Origin of the sequence: Paraburkholderia fungorum (genome assembly GCF_046027605.1) — a bacterium.
In the GTDB taxonomy this organism is placed as follows: domain Bacteria; phylum Pseudomonadota; class Gammaproteobacteria; order Burkholderiales; family Burkholderiaceae; genus Paraburkholderia; species Paraburkholderia fungorum_F.
In genome coordinates, this window is record NZ_JAQQEF010000028.1 from 38804 (window position 1) to 55881 (window position 17078).

The 17078-nt window shown below is 62.4% G+C and carries 14 protein-coding genes and 1 pseudogene; 8 read left to right on the forward strand and 7 right to left on the reverse strand.

What is annotated here, in order from left to right; all coding sequences use genetic code 11:
• Positions 1–95 precede the first annotated feature (95 nt).
• A complete protein-coding gene (locus PQR53_RS31965) occupies positions 96–908 on the forward strand; it encodes a MetQ/NlpA family ABC transporter substrate-binding protein (protein ID WP_408463251.1) in 813 nt (270 codons plus the stop codon).
• Positions 909–1001: 93 nt separating this feature from the next.
• Here the strand turns inward: PQR53_RS31965 and PQR53_RS31970 are convergent, their stop codons facing one another.
• On the reverse strand, positions 1002–1931 hold the full coding sequence (locus PQR53_RS31970) for a bifunctional helix-turn-helix transcriptional regulator/GNAT family N-acetyltransferase (RefSeq protein WP_408463254.1): 930 nt from the start codon (positions 1929–1931) through the stop codon (positions 1002–1004).
• 368 nt (positions 1932–2299) lie between these two features.
• On the opposite strand from PQR53_RS31970, the gene PQR53_RS31975 reads away from it, so the two are divergent.
• The 5 genes from PQR53_RS31975 to nagE all read left to right on the forward strand — a co-directional run bounded on the left by PQR53_RS31975 (position 2300) and on the right by nagE (position 9745).
• Positions 2300–3034 carry a GntR family transcriptional regulator gene (locus PQR53_RS31975; protein WP_120297531.1) on the forward strand — a complete coding sequence of 245 codons (735 nt, stop codon included), beginning with the start codon at positions 2300–2302 and terminating at the stop codon, positions 3032–3034.
• Positions 3035–3140: 106 nt separating this feature from the next.
• A complete protein-coding gene (nagA, locus tag PQR53_RS31980) occupies positions 3141–4244 on the forward strand; it encodes an N-acetylglucosamine-6-phosphate deacetylase (protein WP_408463257.1) in 1104 nt (367 codons plus the stop codon).
• Positions 4237–5244, forward strand: a complete 1008-nt coding sequence (locus tag PQR53_RS31985) for an SIS domain-containing protein (RefSeq protein ID WP_408463385.1) — start codon at positions 4237–4239, stop codon at positions 5242–5244. The genes nagA and PQR53_RS31985 overlap by 8 nt, the downstream gene beginning before the upstream one ends.
• Before the next feature lie 11 nt (positions 5245–5255).
• Positions 5256–7847, forward strand: coding sequence for a phosphoenolpyruvate--protein phosphotransferase (gene ptsP, locus PQR53_RS31990; RefSeq protein ID WP_408463260.1), 2592 nt, complete (start codon positions 5256–5258; stop codon positions 7845–7847).
• A 95-nt stretch (positions 7848–7942) separates the two neighbouring features.
• The gene (gene nagE, locus PQR53_RS31995) at positions 7943–9745 is read left to right on the forward strand and encodes an N-acetylglucosamine-specific PTS transporter subunit IIBC (RefSeq protein WP_408463262.1); all 1803 of its coding nucleotides are present in this window, start codon (positions 7943–7945) and stop codon (positions 9743–9745) included.
• Between the two features lie 296 nt (positions 9746–10041).
• On the opposite strand, the gene cydX is transcribed toward nagE, so the two are convergent.
• The 5 genes from cydX to rpoH form a co-directional block, all read right to left on the reverse strand.
• The gene (cydX, locus tag PQR53_RS32000; protein WP_408463265.1) at positions 10042–10158 is read right to left on the reverse strand and encodes a cytochrome bd-I oxidase subunit CydX; all 117 of its coding nucleotides are present in this window, start codon (positions 10156–10158) and stop codon (positions 10042–10044) included.
• 28 nt (positions 10159–10186) lie between these two features.
• Positions 10187–11323 (reverse strand): cytochrome d ubiquinol oxidase subunit II, encoded by a 1137-nt coding sequence (cydB, locus tag PQR53_RS32005; RefSeq protein WP_408463268.1) that lies wholly within the window; start codon positions 11321–11323, stop codon positions 10187–10189.
• A gap of 34 nt (positions 11324–11357) precedes the next feature.
• Entirely contained in the window at positions 11358–12947 is a 1590-nt protein-coding gene (locus PQR53_RS32010) for a cytochrome ubiquinol oxidase subunit I (protein WP_408463271.1), read from the reverse strand.
• Positions 12937–13197 carry a cytochrome oxidase putative small subunit CydP gene (gene cydP / locus PQR53_RS32015; RefSeq protein ID WP_408463273.1) on the reverse strand — a complete coding sequence of 87 codons (261 nt, stop codon included), beginning with the start codon at positions 13195–13197 and terminating at the stop codon, positions 12937–12939. The genes PQR53_RS32010 and cydP overlap by 11 nt, the downstream gene beginning before the upstream one ends.
• A 352-nt stretch (positions 13198–13549) precedes the next feature.
• The gene (gene rpoH, locus PQR53_RS32020) at positions 13550–14485 is read right to left on the reverse strand and encodes an RNA polymerase sigma factor RpoH (RefSeq protein WP_007179432.1); all 936 of its coding nucleotides are present in this window, start codon (positions 14483–14485) and stop codon (positions 13550–13552) included.
• 363 nt (positions 14486–14848) lie between these two features.
• Here rpoH and PQR53_RS32025 point away from each other — a divergent pair, with 363 nt between their 5' ends.
• The gene (locus PQR53_RS32025; protein WP_408463275.1) at positions 14849–15412 is read left to right on the forward strand and encodes an acyloxyacyl hydrolase; all 564 of its coding nucleotides are present in this window, start codon (positions 14849–14851) and stop codon (positions 15410–15412) included.
• Between the two features lie 43 nt (positions 15413–15455).
• Positions 15456–15839, forward strand: coding sequence for a nuclear transport factor 2 family protein (locus PQR53_RS32030; protein WP_408463278.1), 384 nt, complete (start codon positions 15456–15458; stop codon positions 15837–15839).
• Between the two features lie 114 nt (positions 15840–15953).
• Here PQR53_RS32030 and PQR53_RS32035 read toward each other — a convergent pair.
• Positions 15954–16937 (reverse strand): annotated as a pseudogene (locus PQR53_RS32035) (2-isopropylmalate synthase); the annotation flags it as partial.
• Between the last annotated feature and the right edge of the window lie 141 nt (positions 16938–17078).

Sequence of the window (17078 nt, forward strand, 5' to 3'; positions counted from 1 at the left end):
GAGACCATTTACGGTCCAGTTGGCGGCCCATCCACAAGATGCACGCCGCCGGCTTCCACCCGAATCTGACATCGATCAGAGAAAGCGAGAATCACATGCAGCGCAGAAACATCCTCAAAGCCCTCTCGGCAGTGATCGCCAGCGCGGCGATCGTCACCAGCTTCGGCGCTCATGCCGACGACAAGGTGATCAAGGTCGGCACCATCGGCGGTCCGGACGCGCAAATCTGGGAAGTCGTCACGAAAGTGGCGAAGCGTGAAGGCCTGAACGTGAAGGTGGTCGAATTCAACGACTACGTGCAGCCGAACGCCGCGCTCGACGCCGGCGATCTGGACGCCAACAGCTTCCAGCACCAGCCGTATCTCGACAGCCAGGTCAAGCAGCGTGGCTACAAGATCGTCAATGCAGGCCTGACGTACATCTCGCCGCTCGGCATCTATTCGAAGAAACTGAAGTCGTTGAAGGATCTGGCGCAAGGCGCGAAGATCGCGGTGCCGAACGATCCGTCGAACGAAAACCGCGCGCTGCTGCTGTTGCAGACGCAAGGCGTGATCAAGCTGAAGGCGGGCGCGGGTACGAACGGCAACAACGCCACGCCGCTCGATGTCGCCGAGAATCCGAAGAAGATCAAGCTGGTTGAACTCGACGCAGCACAACTGCCGCGCTCGCTGTCGGATGTCGACGCTGCCGCGATCAATACGAACTTCGCACTGGCCGCCGGTCTGCAGCCGACCAAAGATGCGATCGCGCTCGAAGATATCCACAGCCCGTACGCGAACCTGATCGCCGTGCGCACGCAGGACAAGGACAAGCCGTGGGTCAAGAAGCTGGTTGCGGCTTACCAGTCGGAAGACGTGCGCCAGTTCATCAAGACGCAATTCAAGGGTTCGGTGGTGCCGTCGTTCTAAGCGGCCACGTCGACCGCGTCTGGCCGGCCGTAAACAAAAACGCCACGGCGACAAAACCGTGGCGTTTTTTTATGCATCGTTGCTTCGCTATCGCTAAGCCAGCTCCAGCTCCCATCGTTCGATCGTCAGATCCTTGCCGAAGCGCCGCTCCGCCGTCGCGCAGGCGAGCTTAAAGCCCGCTCGTTCGCATAGCCGTCGCGGCTCTTCCAGCGTGCTGGCGGTGGTCAGCGTGAGCTTCGTGTACCCCGCGCGTCTGGCGAAGTGCATGCATTCGCTGATCAATTGCGTGCCGATACCAAGACGCTGCACGTCCGGCTCGACCCACAACAGCCGTACGCCCGCCACCGTCGTGGACACCCCGACGATGCACACCGAGCCGACCACCACGCCTTCCTGATCGGCGACCCAGCACATCTCGCGCACCGGATCGCCGCGTTGCGAGTAATCGGCGACGATGCGCGCGAGCAAGCCTTCGAACGATTGATCCCAGCCGTATTGCGCGGCGAACCACTGTGCCTGTCGATGCACGAGCCAGCCGCATTCGCCGGCACGCGGTTGCCGAAGGACCACGGGTTCACGCTGCGGCTTGCCGTCGAGCAGCCGCTCGATCACTTTCATCGCGGTGATCAACTGGTCCTGGGACAGCATGGTGAGACCGTTCAGCAGCGCCGATACTTCGTCGATCGCAGCTGTCTCGAGCGGCGCATAGGCCGCACGACCTTCGTCGGTGAAGGCGATCAGCGACTGGCGCGCGTCCGAGTCGGACGGGTGCCGCGTAATCAGATTGCGTCGTTCGAAGCTGGTCAGAAGGCGGCTGAGATAGCCACTGTCGAGGCCGAGGTTGCGCCCGAGTCCCGAGGCCGTCTGCGCGCGTCCGCGGGACAGCTCGTGCAGTACGCGCACTTCCGTCAGCGAGAAGGCGCTCTTTGCCAAATGCTCGTGCAGTGCGCCGATGTGCTGGGTATAGAAGCGGTTGAAATGGCGGACGGCCTGAGCGCGCCATAGCGCCTCGGAATCTGTCAAAAGCTGCTCCCCGGGGGAATTTTTTTGGCTTGCTGCCCACCACTATATTGGAAGGCAACTTTTTAAAAAAGCACGCTACCGCGGGGTGCATCAAACTGGTATCAAAAAGGTATCGTTCCCGTGTGCCGATCCTGTAAATGGGGGCCCGTGTGAACCTGGGGAAGGGCAGCCCGTATGCCCCATAGGGGTAAATCCCGATCTCCGAAATCCACTATCCGACACCCCTAAACACGCTCTGAAGCCCGTCCTGTAAGGCTTTCGGCGGCCCATACCAGCATGAGACCAGTCGATTGACTGGTATTATGTTGGTTATATAATGGGCTCTCATTTTCGTAGGCCGCACTTCTCGAGACGACCGCCGGAGCCCCATGGAAACTCGCTGGTCCGCACTGATGCCTGACGCTCGCAACGTCACGCCGCTCTATCTGCAGCTCGCGCGCAATCTGGCGACGGCGATCCACTGTGGCGTGTGGTCGGCAGGTGAAGCGCTGCCCTCGGAGCGCACGCTCTCGGATGCGATCGGCGTGTCGCGCATCACCGCACGCAAGGCGATCGAACTGCTGGTCGAGCAAGGTTTGATCCGGCGGGCGCGGGGCGCGGGCAGTTTCATTACGCCGCGCGTCGAAGACCCTTTATCGCGGCTCACCGGTTTCACAAAGAAGATGCAGCAACGTGGGTTCCGGCCGGATTCGGTGTGGCTCGAGCGCGATATCCGCGCCGCCAACCGTGACGAGCTGGTGCACCTCGGCTTGTCGCCCGGCGCGGCGGTGGCGAGTCTGCGGCGCCTGCGGCGCGCGGACGGCATCGTGATGGCGGTCGAGCATTCGGCGCTGCCGGCGGCGATCGTGCCTGATCCGCAAGCCATCGGCGTATCGCTTTACAGCTATCTCGAACAACGCGGCGCCGCCGTCGTGCGCGCCTTGCAGCATTTTCGCGCGGTCAACGCTTCGAGCGAGATCGCCTCGTTGATGGATATCGAACCCCGCTCGGCGCTGCTGGTCATCACCCGTATCGGCTATAGCGCGGACCAGCGAGCGATCGAACTGACCGACACCTATTGCCGCGACGATTACTACGACTTTGTCGCGGAATTGCGCACCTGACTGGCGCATCTGATTTGGGCACTGAGCGGGCCGCGTGGCCCGCCCGCATGCGGCGCCATCGAGCGCATTTCAGTCACACCCGCATTACGTCTCACCAGAGAGAATCATGCTGACCGGAAACATACTCACCACCGATGGGTGGATTCACGGCACGCTCGAATACGAAAACGGCCGCATCACGGCGCTGACCGGCGAGCGCGCCGATCCGGCGAAGAATGACGCGCCCTACATCCTGCCCGGCTTCATCGATCTGCACGTGCATGGCGGCGGCGGCTCCGACGTGATGGAAGGCGGCGACGCGATCGAAACCATCACCCGCACGCATGCGCGTTACGGTACGACCAGCCTGCTCGCCACCACGATGACCGCGCCGCGCGACGAGCTGATGAATGTCGTCGCGGGCTTGGGCAACAACGCGCGGATTCGCACGCCAGGCGGTGCGCGCGTGCTCGGCGTCCATCTGGAAGGTCCGTACATCAACCCCGGCAAGCTTGGCGCACAGCCCGACGCCGCCGTCTCGGCGGTGATGGACGAAGTGCTGAAGTATCTGTCGATCGCGCCGATTCGCGTGGTCACGCTGGCGCCGGAAATCGCCGGCCACATGGAGATCATCTCCGAGATGGCGGCGCGCGGCGTGCGCGTGCAGCTCGGCCATTCGCTCGGCACCTACGACGACGCCGTTGCCGCGCTCAAGCACGGCGCTTGTGGCTTCACGCATCTGTTCAACGCGATGTCGCCGTTGCATCACCGCAATCCTGGCCTCGTGGGCGCCGCGCTCGCGCACGCCGAATTCGCCGAAATCATTCCCGATTTGCTGCACGTTCATCCGGGCGCGATCCGTGCCGCGTTGCGCGCGATTCCGCGTCTCTACGTGGTCACGGACAGCACCTCGGCCACCGGCATGCCCGACGGCGAGTACCGCCTCGGCAGCCAGCGCGTGACGAAGTGCCTCGGCGGCGTGCGTCTCGTTGACGGCACGCTCGCCGGCAGCACCCTGACGATGGATCAGGCACTGCGCAATCTCGTCTCGATCGGCTTGCCGATCGCCGATGTTTCAAACCGTTTGTCGCGCTACGCCGCCGACTACCTCGGCATCGAAGACCGCGGCCGCATTGCGCGTGGCGCGTGGGCCGATGTGGTCGTGTTCGATCGTGAACTGGCGTTGAGCGCGACTTACGTCGAAGGAGAATCAATTGTCGAATATGCTTAAAGAGGCGCTGGCGTCCGCTGAAACGGTCGCCGCGCAACTCACGGATACATCGCGCGTCGAGGCTCTCGCGGCGAAGCTCGCCGAGCAGCCGCGCCATGTCGCGCTGACCGTCGCGCGCGGCAGCTCGGACCATGCCGCGAGTTACTTCGCAAGCCTGACGATGAGCCGCCTCGGTGTGCCGGTCGCCTCGCTGCCGATGTCGGTCGCGACATTGCAGCAAGCGCCCTTGCAGGTGCGCGCTCAGCTCGCGCTGGCGTTCTCGCAATCGGGCAAGAGCCCGGATCTGGTCGGCACGATGGACGCGTTGCGCAAGGCCGGCGCATTGACGGTGGCCGCCGTGAACGCGCCAAACTCGCCACTGGCCGACGCTTGCGAATTTCATCTGCCGCTCGTGGCCGGTCCGGAACTGAGCGTCGCGGCCACCAAGAGCTACATCGCGATGCTGTCGATTTCCGCGCAACTGGTCGCACATTGGCAGAAAGACGACGCACTGCTCGGCGCGTTGAACACGCTGCCCGATGCACTGCAAACCGCCGGCAAGCTCGACTGGTCGAAGGCAGTGGACGAACTGCGCGGCATCGAGCGCATGATCGTGATCGGCCGCGGTCTGGGTCTCGCGATCGCCCAGGAAGCCGCGCTGAAACTGAAGGAAACCTCGGGCATTCAGGCCGAAGCGTTTTCGAGCGCGGAAGTGCGGCACGGTCCGATGGAACTGATCGACCGCGACTATCCGCTGCTGGTCTTCGCACCGCGCGGTCCCGAGCAAGCCGGCTTGCTGCAACTCGCGTGCGACATGCAGGCGCGCGGTGCACGCGTGCTGCTCGCCGCACCGGCCGACGTGCCGGAAGCCACGCTGCCGCTTGCCACTACCGCTCATGCTGCGCTCGATCCGATCGCCGCGATCCTGTCCTTTTACGTGATGGCCGCCGGCCTTGCCGCCGCACGCGGGCGCAATCCTGACGCGCCCCGCCATCTCAACAAAGTCACCGAAACTCACTGACGAGAAATCAGATGCGACGTGTCGAGGAGTCCCGCTTGAAGAGCCATTCTGAAGGCCATATTGTTTTGCTCGCGCCGCTGACCGGACCGGTCGTGCCGCTGGCGAATGTGCCCGACCCTGTGTTTTCGGGCGGCATGTTCGGCGACGGCATCGGCATCGATCCGCTCGAGGGGCGGCTCGTCGCGCCGTGCGACGGCACCATCACCCATCTCGCGCGCACCGGCCACGCGGTCACGCTCGCGACGGCCGAAGGTGTGGAGATTTTGCTTCACATCGGCATCGATACCGTCGAGTTGAACGGCAAGGGCTTTGCGCCGATGGTCGCGCAAGGCGCACAGGTGCGTGCCGGCGACGTGCTGATCGAGTTCGATCAGGACCAGGTCGCGTTGAACGCGCCGAGTCTGGTCTCGGTGATCGCGATAGCCAATTCGGACGCGTTCGAGATTATCGAGCGTGTGCAGGGCGGCATGCTGAAGGCAGGTGAAACGCCGTTGCTGGTGCTGCGCGCTCGCGGCGGCGAGGCGGCACATGCATCGCGCCAGGCGAGTGCTACCAACGTGACCGAAGAAGCCCGGCAGCAAGTCACGCTGGTCCACGCCGGCGGTTTGCATGCGCGGCCGGCGGCACGCGCTCGCGAAGCGGCGCGTGGTTTCGACGCGCGCGTCGAAGTGCGTTACGAAGGGCGCAAGGCGGCGATCGAGAGCGTGGTCGGTTTGCTCGGTCTTGGTGCTGGCGAAGGCGCGACCGTCGAGCTGCTCGGCGTGGGGCCGCAAGCCAAAGCCGCGATCGAAGCGATCGCTCATGAATTGACGCGTGAAGCGCACGGCGAAGTCGAAGAAAAACCGGCGCGCCAAAGCTCGCCGGCGCCGCAAGCGGTTGCGCGGCCGACGGGTGAAACGCTCGCGCCGAATACGCTGGCGGGTGTCTGCGCGTCGCAGGGCGTGGCGGTCGGCAAGCTGGTGCGCTGGGACGACGCGGACATCGATCCGCCGGAAAAGGCGAACGGCACGTCGGCGGCGGAAAGCCGTCTGCTCGACAAGGCGATTGCCACGGTCGACACGGACCTCGGTACGACCGTACGCGATGCGTCGCAACGCGGCGCGGTGGGCGAGGCGGGCATCTTCGCGGTGCATCGCGTATTGCTCGAAGACCCGACGCTGCTCGACGCCGCGCGCGATCTGATCAGCCTCGGCAAGAGTGCCGGGTTTGCGTGGCGCGCAGCGATCCGCGCACAGATCACCATCCTGACGAATATCGAAGACGCGTTGCTCGCCGAACGTGCCGCCGATCTGCGCGACATCGAAAAGCGCGTGTTGCGTGCGCTCGGCTATACGAATGCCGCGGCGCGCACGCTGCCGGAAGAAGCCGTGTTGGCGGCGGAAGAATTCACGCCGTCGGATCTGTCCTCTCTGGATCGCTCGCGCGTCACTGCACTCGTGATGGCGCGCGGCGGTGCGACTTCGCATGCGGCGATTCTCGCGCGCCAGGCCGGTATTCCGACGCTGGTGGCAGTCGGCGATGCCTTGCACGCGATCCCCGAAGGCACGCAAGTGGTGGTGAACGCCACCACCGGCCGCCTCGAATTCGCGCCGACCGAGCTCGACGTCGAACGTGCGCGCCTCGAGCGCAGCCGCCTCGCCGGCGTGCGCGAAGCGAACCGCCGCACGTCGCAACAGGCGGCAGTGACATCCGATGGCCATGCGATCGAAGTCGCCGCGAACATTGCCACGCTCGACGACGCGAAAACCGCCGTCGACAACGGCGCCGATTCCGTCGGCCTGTTGCGCACCGAACTGCTGTTCATTCATCGCTCTGCGGCGCCGACCGTCGACGAACATCGTCAGAGCTACCAAGCGATCGTCGATGCATTGAGCGGCCGCACTGCGATCATTCGTACGCTGGATGTCGGCGCGGACAAAGAAGTCGATTACCTGACGCTGCCACCGGAACCGAATCCGGCGCTCGGCCTGCGCGGCATCCGTCTCGCACAAGTGCGCCCCGATCTGCTCGACGATCAGTTGCGCGGCCTGCTCGCGGTGCAACCGCTTGGCGCAGTACGCATCCTGCTGCCGATGGTGACGGACGTCGGCGAATTGATCCGCATCCGCAAACGCATTGACGAATTCGCCCGCGAATCGGGTCGTACCGAACCGATCGAAGTCGGTGTGATGATCGAAGTGCCGTCGGCTGCGTTGCTCGCCGACCAACTGTCGCAACACGCCGATTTCCTCTCGATCGGCACGAACGATCTGACGCAATACACGCTCGCTATGGACCGTTGTCAGGCGGACCTCGCGGCGCAAGCGGACGGCTTGCATCCGGCGGTGCTGCGCCTGATCGCAGCGACGGTGCAAGGCGCGGACAAGCATGGCAAATGGGTTGGCGTATGCGGCGCACTGGCGGGCGATCCGCTGGCTGTGCCGTTGCTCGTCGGCCTTGGCGTGACCGAGCTTTCGGTGGATCCGGTGTCGGTGCCGGGCATCAAGGCGCGAGTGCGCAACCTCGATTATCAGCTGTGCCGTCAGCGCGCCCAGGATGCCCTGGCGCTCGAATCGGCGCAGGCGGTAAGAGCAGTAAGCCGCGAAACCTGGCCTTTGGACTGAACCCCACACGGTCCGCAACCAGCTTCGCCCAGTAACCACGTAAAGCTAGAACTCAACGACAACTGTCGACTACGAGACAAGGATTGGAGGTGTCAATGGATGGGAATCCGTTTCTGAAGATTCAGCGCCTGGGACGCGCGCTGATGCTGCCGATTGCAGTGCTGCCGGTTGCAGGCCTGCTGCTGCGATTGGGCCAGCCCGATGTGTTCAACATCAAGATGATCGCCGACGCTGGCGGCGCGATCTTCGACAACCTGCCGTTGCTGTTCGCCATCGGTGTGGCGGTCGGCTTCGCGAAAGACAACAACGGCGTGGCGGGTCTCGCGGGTGCGATCGGTTATCTGGTCGAAATCGCGGTGATGAAGGACATCAACGACAAGCTCAACATGGGCGTGTTGTCCGGGATCGTGGCGGGTGTCGTCGCGGGCTTGCTGTACAACAGGTACAAAGACATCAAGCTGCCCGACTACCTCGCATTCTTCGGAGGGAAACGCTTTGTGCCGATTGTCACCGGCGTGGTCTGTCTGGTGATAGGCATCGTGTTCGGCTACGTATGGCAGCCGGTGCAAGCTGTCATCGATACGGCCGGCCATTGGCTCACCACTGCGGGCGCGCTCGGCGCATTCGTGTTCGGCGTGCTGAACCGTTTGCTGCTTGTCACGGGTCTGCATCACATTCTCAATTCGCTGACGTGGTTCGTGTTCGGCTCCTTCACGCCGCCGGGCGGCGCCGCGGTGACGGGCGATCTGCACCGCTTCTTCGCGGGCGATCCGACTGCCGGCACGTTCATGACGGGCTTCTTCCCGGTCATGATGTTCGGTCTGCCGGCCGCGTGTCTCGCGATGTATCACGAGGCCCCGAAAGAGCGTCGCGCGATGGTGTTCGGCCTGCTGGCGTCGATGGCGCTCACCTCGTTCCTGACGGGCGTGACCGAGCCGATCGAATTCAGCTTCATGTTCCTCGCGCCGGTGCTGTATGCAATCCACGCGGTGTTGACGGGCTTGTCGCTGGCGATCTGCTCGGCGCTCGGGATTCATCTCGGCTTCACCTTCTCGGCCGGCTTTATCGACTACGTGCTGAACTACGGCCTGTCGACCAAGGGCTGGTGGGCGATACCGATCGGTCTCGTGTACATGGTCGTGTACTACGGCCTGTTCCGCTTCTTCATCCGCAAGTTCAATATGGCGACGCCGGGCCGCGAACCCGCCGCCGAAGAAGAACAGGTCGAGTCGTTCACGGCCGGCGGTTTTGTGTCGCCTGTGGCGGGTACCGCCGTGCCGCGCGCGCAGCGTTATCTCGCTGCGCTGGGTGGCGCGTCGAATCTGTCGGTGGTGGACGCCTGCACGACGCGTCTGCGTCTGTCCGTGGTCGATTCCAGCAAGGTCTCGGAAAGCGAACTGAAGACGATCGGCGCGCGTGGTGTGCTCAAGCGCGGCTCGACCAACGTGCAGGTGATCATCGGACCGGAAGCGGACATCATCGCCGATGAAATCCGTACCGTGATCGCGCAAGGGGGTGGAGAGGCTGTGAAGCCGGTAGCTGCTGCAGCACCTGCAGTCGCTGCGGCGCCTGTCGCGGCAGTAAACGGTGCTCAAGCCGGTGCTCAGGCCGGTGCTCAGGCCGGTGCGCTCGATCCGGATCCGCTGCGTTGGCTGGCCGTGTTCGGCGGCGCGGGCAACGTCGTGTCGCTGGATGCCGTGGCGGCAACGCGTCTGCGTATCGTGGTTCGCGATCCGTCGGCGGTGGATCGTCAACGTCTCGCCACGCTCGATACGGCTTGGGTCTCGGCGGATACGTTCCACATCGTAGTGGGCGACGCGGCTCAGCGTTACGCCGCACAACTGGCGACGCGTCTGGCGCCGGCTACGGGCGCAGGTACGGCGCCACAGCCTGCGTAATCTCAGCGAGGCTTCGAGATGTGGTGACTTCGGTCTGCCGCTCAGTTCGTGAGCCGCGTTATTCGAAAAGCCTCCGGGATTCCGGGGGCTTTTTTTATGCACGGTAGAAGCATAGTCGTGAGCGGTGCGACGCAGCGGCGCTATTTGTGAAGCAAGGCGCGGCTCGGGAGTGGGAAAACATCGCATCCGGTGGAGTTGCGCGTCTCGCGTCAACAAAAAAGCGGCACCTCGATTCAAGGTGCCGCTTGGGCGTTTACGAGCCTGAGTCTAACGGCGGCCGGCCGGCAACCGATGCATCAACGTGTTTTCTGCTCACCGGCTTCAACAGGCCGGCGCGCTTCCAGCCACATCACGTTGATAATGCCGAATGCCAACGCCACGCCAATGCCGAGAAACCAACTGAAATACCACATCACAAACTCCTGTTAATCGTATTGCCGGTCAATACATCGAATGATGATTTTCTTCGAGCGCCGCGGCGGTCACCTTGCCGCGCATCACGCGATACACCCAGCTCGTGTAGATCAGGACGATCGGCAGGAAAATGATCACTGCGATCAGCATGATCTGCAGCGTCATGCGGCTCGAGGTCGAATCCCAAACGGTCAGACTGCTGCGGCCGTCGAGCGAGGAGGGCATGATGAACGGGAACATCGAGAAGCCGGCCGTCAGGATCACGCCGATGATCATCAGCGAGGTCGACAGGAACGCGCTCTTTTCAAACCGCGAGCGCGCCAGCAACAACGCAAGTACGCCGCCTACGAGGCCGGCCACCGGCGCGCTCACCATCCACGGATAGCTTGCGTAGTTGGTGAGCCACAGGCCGGGTGCGCCGATTACGTTCTTCAGCAGCGGGTTGGCAACCGTATCGAACGGCGGGGCGTCGATGATCTGATAGCCGCCGATCATCGTGGCGATCAGCGTGCCGGCAAGCAGAAACAGCACCACGGCCGCGAGCGAAGCGATGCGCAGTGCCAGCGAGGCACGCTCGGCGACGATGTCGTCCGCTTTCATCTTCACGAAGGCGGCTCCATGCGCGGCCAGCATCGACACGCTCACGAGACCGCACAGCACGGCGAACGGGTTGAGCAGCGCGAAGAAACCGCCGTGGTACCTGACGCGCAGATCGGTGTCGAACGAGAACGGCACGCCTTGCAGCAGGTTGCCGAACGCCACGCCGAACACCAGCGCCGGTACGAAGCCGCCGATAAACAAGGCCCAGTCCCACGCGCTGCGCCAGCGCGGGTCTTCACGCTTGCTGCGGTAGTCGAAGCCGACTGGTCGGAAGAATAGCGAGAACAGCACCAGCAGCATCGCGAAGTAGAAGCCCGAGAACGACGCGGCATAGACCAGTGGCCACGCGGCGAACATTGCGCCGCCAGCCGTGATGAGCCATACCTGGTTGCCTTCCCACGTCGCACCGACCGTATTGACGACGATGCGCCGCTCCGCGTCGGTTCTGGCGATGAACGGCAGCAGAATCGCCGCGCCCATGTCGAAGCCGTCGGTGAGCGCGAAGCCGATCAGCAGTACGCCGATCAACACCCACCAGATCAGTTTGAGGGTTGCGTAATCCATGATGATCTTTCCCTTGGAACAGAGTGGCGGCGAATCAGGCGGCCGTGTTGGTCGGCAGCGGCTGATGCAGCGGCTGTTCGTGGTGATAGCGCCCGGTGTGCAGCGACGAAGGCCCGAGTCGCGCGTACTTGAACATCAGCATGATTTCGATGATGAACAGCACCGTGTAGAACACGACGAAGCCGGCAATGCTCAGGTACAGATCGCCTGGCGTGAGGCTCGAGGCGGACAATGCGGTCGGCAGAATGCCGGCGATGGTCCACGGTTGACGGCCCACTTCAGCAACGATCCAGCCGAATTCAGCCGCGAGCCACGGCAACGGAATTGCCCACACGGCCCAGCGCAGGAACCAGCGGCGCTTCTCCAGCAGCAGGGAGCGCTGCGCACAGAACCAGAACGCCAGCACGAAGGTTGCAAGGAACAGAATGCCGAGGCCGACCATCAGGCGGAACGAGAAGAACACCGGCGCCACCGGCGGAATCGTCTTCTTGGCGGCTTGCACGATCTGATCCGGCGTCGCATCCGTGACGTTCGGGGTGAACTGCTTGAGCATCAGGCCGTAGCCGAGGTCCGCCTTGTGTGCGTCGAAGGCGGCTTTGGCTTCGTCCGTGGCGTCGCCTAGCTTCAGTTGTTGCAGCGCGGCGTAGGCGAGCATGCCGTTCCTGATGCGCACTTCATTCTGTGCCATCAGGTCTTTCAAGCCGACCACCGGTTCGTCGATCGAACGCGTGGCGATGAGGCCGAGCGCGTAGGGAATGCGGATCGCGTAGTCGGTGCGTTCTTCCTTCTGGTTCGGAATGCCGATGATCGTGAACGGCGCGGGTGCGGGCGCGGTTTCCCATTCGGATTCGATCGCGGCCAGCTTGACCTGCTGAACTTCGCCGGTGCGGTAGCCGGATTCGTCGCCGAGCACGATCACACACAACGTTGATGCCAGACCGAAACCCGCGGCGATCGCGAACGAGCGCAGCGCGAATTCGGTGTCGCGACGCTTCAACAGATACCACGACGACACGCCGAGCACGAACATCGAGGCGGTCACATAACCGGCCGATACGGTGTGGACGAACTTCACCTGCGCGACCGGATTGAACAGCACCGAGAAGATGCTGTCGAGTTCCATGCGCATGGTCTGATAGTTGAAGGTGGCGCCGACCGGATTGTTCATCCAGCCGTTGGCCACCAGGATCCACAGCGCCGACAGGTTCGAGCCGAGTGCGACGAGGAACGTGACGCACACGTGCTGCACTCTCGAGAGACGGTTCCATCCGAAGAAAAACAGGCCGACGAAAGTCGACTCGAGGAAGAATGCCATCAGACCTTCCACGGCCAGCGGCACGCCGAAAATGTCGCCGACATAATGCGAGTAGTACGACCAGTTGGTCCCGAACTGGAATTCCAGCGTGAGACCGGTGGTGACGCCCATCGCGAAGTTGATGCCGAACAGCTTGCCCCAGAACTGGGTCATGTCCTTGTAGATCTGTTTGCCGGTCATCACATAGACGGACTCCATGATGACGAGCAACCAGGACAGACCGAGCGTGAGGGGCACGAACAGAAAGTGATAAAGCGCCGTGATGGCGAACTGGAGGCGCGACAGTTCTACGACTTCGCTAACGGGCATGTTGATCACCTTGGGACGGATGCGTGGCAGGCGTGGACAGCAGCGCCTGCGCGACTTGCTCAGGCGGCAGCGACATATGCTCCGCCTGCGGATGATTGAAGAATGTGTACTTGAGCGCCATCAGCAGTGCGAATTTGATGGCAAGGACGATGGCGATATCCCGCGCCAGCGTCGGACCGCGTACCCAGGCGGCGAGCCGTTTGCGCAGGCTCGGGCGAGGATTGCTATGGCGATTCAGGGCTAGGGTCATGATCGGTCGAAGGCGACTTCACGCCGGTGAATCCGGCTGGATCCAGGCCGCCCGAGCGGTCTGGCGAGTGCATCCCGATTCTAGGAGCAGTGACCTTGCGCGGTGAGTCCAGCGCTGCGACATTGGGTCGCGAGTTTCGCCCCGTCTGGACAGTATTGCGATGGGGTTTGTGATACGTCAAGAAACGCGTGTCTGGCGAGAGCGTTCTTGAGCGGCGGCCGCGTGGATCCGCGATTGGGTGCGTGTGCCGTTCAGTGGGCACAAAAAAAGCCCTGCCGTCTTTCGAGGGCAGGGCTCTGCGGCTAAACTTCGCGCGCCGGGCGAACGCCGGCGCGATTCAAGCTTTTAAGTGTTAAGCGTACTCTGTCAATGCGCCGCGCATTTTCTTCATTGCGCTCGCCTCGATCTGACGAATACGTTCGGCCGACACGCCGAATTCGTCGGCAAGTTCGTGGAGCGTGGAACCGCCCGAACCGTCGTCTTCCACCTTCAGCCAGCGTGCCTCGATGATGCGGCGGCTGCGGGCGTCCAGAGCGTCCAGCGCACTCGCGATACCGTCGCTCTGCAGCTTGTCGCGCTGACGCGAAGCCAGCACGGCAGTCGGCTCGCTATGCGAGTCGGCGAGGTAAGCGATCGGCGCGTACGACTCTTCGCCGTCTTCGACCTGACCTTCCAGCGCAATATCGCCGCCGGACAAGCGCGTTTCCATCTCGGAAACTTCCTCGCGCTTCACATTCAGCTCTTTGGCGAGACCTTCGATCTCGTCCGGCGTGAACGCGCCAAGCCCCTGCTTGTGACTGCGCAGGTTGAAAAACAGCTTGCGCTGCGCTTTGGTGGTGGCAACCTTCACCATCCGCCAGTTACGCAGGATGTATTCGTGGATCTCAGCCTTGATCCAGTGCATGGCGTACGACACGAGACGCACGTTCTGCTCCGGGTCGAAGCGCTTCACGGCCTTCATCAGGCCGATATTGCCTTCCTGAATCAGGTCGGCATGCGGCAGTCCATAACCCAGATAATTGCGCGCGATCGATACGACCAGCCGCAGGTGCGACAGGACGAGACGGCGCGCGGACTCAAGGTTGTCCTGCTCGCGAAATTCGGTGGCGAACTGGCGTTCTTCCGCCGGCGTCAGCATCGGAATCCGATTTACGGCCTGGATGTAGGCGTCGATATTGCCCAGTTGACCGGGCAGCAGCGAGGAATGCGAGAGCGCCAGTGCACCTGCCGAAGCGGCCTTAGCCGACGACGGGCTCAGAGTACTCGGAAGGGTCATTGCATGGCTCACGTAGGAAACTCCTTTGGAATCAGACAAAAGCGTATTCAGGTAAACGACTCCAGCGTTGGATGTTAGCACTCTGATTTGCCGAGTGCTAATACTTAGAGGCCGTAGGGCCATCCAAGTTCCGCATATTCCTATTGAAAATTAGGTTCCGATAGCTATCTGATGCCGGTTGTATCGAACGCGCTCGCGCTGTAGAAGTTACCTAACAGCTTGTTTGCGATCATATAAGTGACCGATTTTTCCAAAAATAGAAGTGACTAATTGCGAAAAGTAAGGTTTCTTCAGATGATCCACGAATTCCGGATTGTCATTAGAATAGGCCCAACATTGAGAAGGTAATCAACGTTCGGCTAGCTCGGGTGTTCGATGACAAACAAAAAAAACGCTTTGCGTGGACTGGCTCTAAAAGGGGCCTGTGCGGTTGTACTGGTTGGCGCTTCGGGGTTGGCTGCGGCCGACCAGTTCGGCGTCCAGTTTGCGGTCGGTACCGGTGACCATCACTTCAAAAAGTACGATCTCGGTTTTGTCTGGGATCCGAATCTGACGTGGTGGCAGATCGGCGACTGGCACTTCGCGCTGATCGGTGAGGCCCATGCGGCCTGGTGGCACACCGACGAGGCGAACGTCCACAAAGACATCGGCGAATTCGGCGTGACGCCGATTATCCGCTTCATCAAGGGAACGGGCGCGATCCGTCCTTTTATCGAAGCGGGGGCGGGCGTGCGCCTGTTGACGAGTCCCACGGTCTCGACCGACTACAACTACTCCACGGCGTTCCAGTTCACACCCATGGCGGGTGTGGGCGTGCAGCTCGGCAACCACCAGCAGTATCAGATGGGCTACCGCTTCCAGCATATTTCCAACGGCGGTATCAAAGAGCCCAATCCTGGTATAAATTTCCACCAGCTATATTTGCAATATAACTTCTGACGACCGTGGCCACGTTCGGCTCATCGGTGCGAGGGGCTGAGCAATGGCGGCAAAGATAATCGAAGCGATTCGCGGACTCGAGCGCGAGCGCTTCCGTGCGATGGTCGACGGTGACGCGCAGTCGCTCGATGCACTGCTCGCGGACAACGTGAGCTATGTCCACACGAACGGCAAGCGTGAAACGAAGCGGCAGTTCATCGACGGTATTACCGCTGGGCGCCGCCGCTATCGGCAGATCGAGGTGCAGTCGCAAGAGGTGCTGCCGGTGGGGCGTGAGACTTGCGTCGTCACCGGGCGCGCGCTGATCGAAATGGAGGCGAACAACGGGGCGCTGCTGTTTCCGATCGCGTACACGGCGATTCATACACAGGAAGATGGGCAATGGCGTCTGATTGCCTGGCAGGCGACGCGTTGCGCGATCGAGTGAGCCTTTTGGGCTCACTCCGTTTCGCCAGTTGCGCCGGGTGAGCGCTGGCTGCAAATTCTCTCAAGCTGCTACGCGCTGCAAATCTTCATCGCTCCACACGGCTTGTTTTGCGGCCTCGCCCGCATACGGATGCCGCGGATGCACCGGAATCTGGTTGCAGCGCTCGACCACATGCCGCACCGCAGCGATCTCCGAGAAGTCGAGGCCCGGATCGACCCCCTGCATCTGAAGGTTCATCGCAACCGTGACGAGGTCCACATTGCCGGTGCGCTCGCCGTTGCCGAACAGACATCCTTCGACACGATCCGCGCCCGCCAGCAGCGCCAGTTCCGCTGCGGCCACCGCCGTGCCGCGATCGTTATGCGGATGCACCGACAGCACGATGCTGTCGCGATAGCTGAGATTGCGGTCCATCCATTCGATCTGGTCGGCGAACACGTTGGGTGTCGCCGCCTCGACGCTCGCGGGCAAGTTGACGATCATCTTGTGATCGCGCGTGGGGCGCCACGTCTGCGCCACCGCGTCGCATACTTCGCGGGCATACGGAAGCTCGGTCGTGTTGAAGGTTTCGGGCGAATACTGGAACGTCCAGTGCGTATCCGGCCGCGCCTGAGCATGCTCCTTGATGATGCGGGTGCCTTCGACGGCCAGCGCCTTGATTTCGTCCTTCGACTGGTTGAAGACGATCTTGCGAAACGACGGGCAGATCGCGTTGTACAGATGCACGATGGCGCGCGGCGCGCCCTTCAGCGATTCGAACGTGCGCGCAATCAGTTCCGTGCGTGAGGGCACGAACACTTCGATCGTCACGTCGTCGGGAATGCGCTTTTCTTCGATCAGTTTGCGGACGAAATCGAAATCGGTTTGCGAGGCCGACGGAAAGCCCACTTCGATCTCCTTGAAGCCGATCGCGACCAGCATCTCGAAGAATTCGAGCTTTTGCATGGCATTCATCGGTTCGATCAGAGCCTGGTTTCCGTCACGCAGATCGGTGCTCATCCAGATTGGCGCCTGGCTGACGGTGCGACTCGGCCATTTACGGCCGGTCAGGCGTACAGCGGGAAAAGGGCGGTATTTTTCAGCGGAATTGCGCAACATGATGAGCCTCGTTCGTTGTGTCGTATGCGAAAGGATGTGGCCTCGAGCGGCTAGCGGGCTGCCACGGATGCACGGCGCGCCAGCCGGTGGCTAGCGGCAACAACGAACGGGCGCGAACGAACAACGTCGTCGTGACGACGA

What these genes read in the sequence shown, in the direction of transcription:
- cydB (WP_408463268.1), bottom strand. Translation starts at nt 11,323, where the DNA reads ATGGATTACGCAACCCTCAAACTGATCTGGTGGGTGTTGATCGGCGTA.
- PQR53_RS32010 (WP_408463271.1), bottom strand. Translation starts at nt 12,947, where the DNA reads ATGCCCGTTAGCGAAGTCGTAGAACTGTCGCGCCTCCAGTTCGCCATC.
- cydP (WP_408463273.1), bottom strand. Translation starts at nt 13,197, where the DNA reads ATGACCCTAGCCCTGAATCGCCATAGCAATCCTCGCCCGAGCCTGCGC.
- PQR53_RS32030 (WP_408463278.1), top strand. Translation starts at nt 15,456, where the DNA reads ATGGCGGCAAAGATAATCGAAGCGATTCGCGGACTCGAGCGCGAGCGC.
- PQR53_RS31975 (WP_120297531.1), top strand. Translation starts at nt 2,300, where the DNA reads ATGGAAACTCGCTGGTCCGCACTGATGCCTGACGCTCGCAACGTCACG.
- PQR53_RS31965 (WP_408463251.1), top strand. Translation starts at nt 96, where the DNA reads ATGCAGCGCAGAAACATCCTCAAAGCCCTCTCGGCAGTGATCGCCAGC.
- PQR53_RS31985 (WP_408463385.1), top strand. Translation starts at nt 4,237, where the DNA reads ATGCTTAAAGAGGCGCTGGCGTCCGCTGAAACGGTCGCCGCGCAACTC.
- ptsP (WP_408463260.1), top strand. Translation starts at nt 5,256, where the DNA reads ATGCGACGTGTCGAGGAGTCCCGCTTGAAGAGCCATTCTGAAGGCCAT.
- PQR53_RS32025 (WP_408463275.1), top strand. Translation starts at nt 14,849, where the DNA reads ATGACAAACAAAAAAAACGCTTTGCGTGGACTGGCTCTAAAAGGGGCC.
- nagE (WP_408463262.1), top strand. Translation starts at nt 7,943, where the DNA reads ATGGATGGGAATCCGTTTCTGAAGATTCAGCGCCTGGGACGCGCGCTG.
- nagA (WP_408463257.1), top strand. Translation starts at nt 3,141, where the DNA reads ATGCTGACCGGAAACATACTCACCACCGATGGGTGGATTCACGGCACG.
- cydX (WP_408463265.1), bottom strand. Translation starts at nt 10,158, where the DNA reads ATGTGGTATTTCAGTTGGTTTCTCGGCATTGGCGTGGCGTTGGCATTC.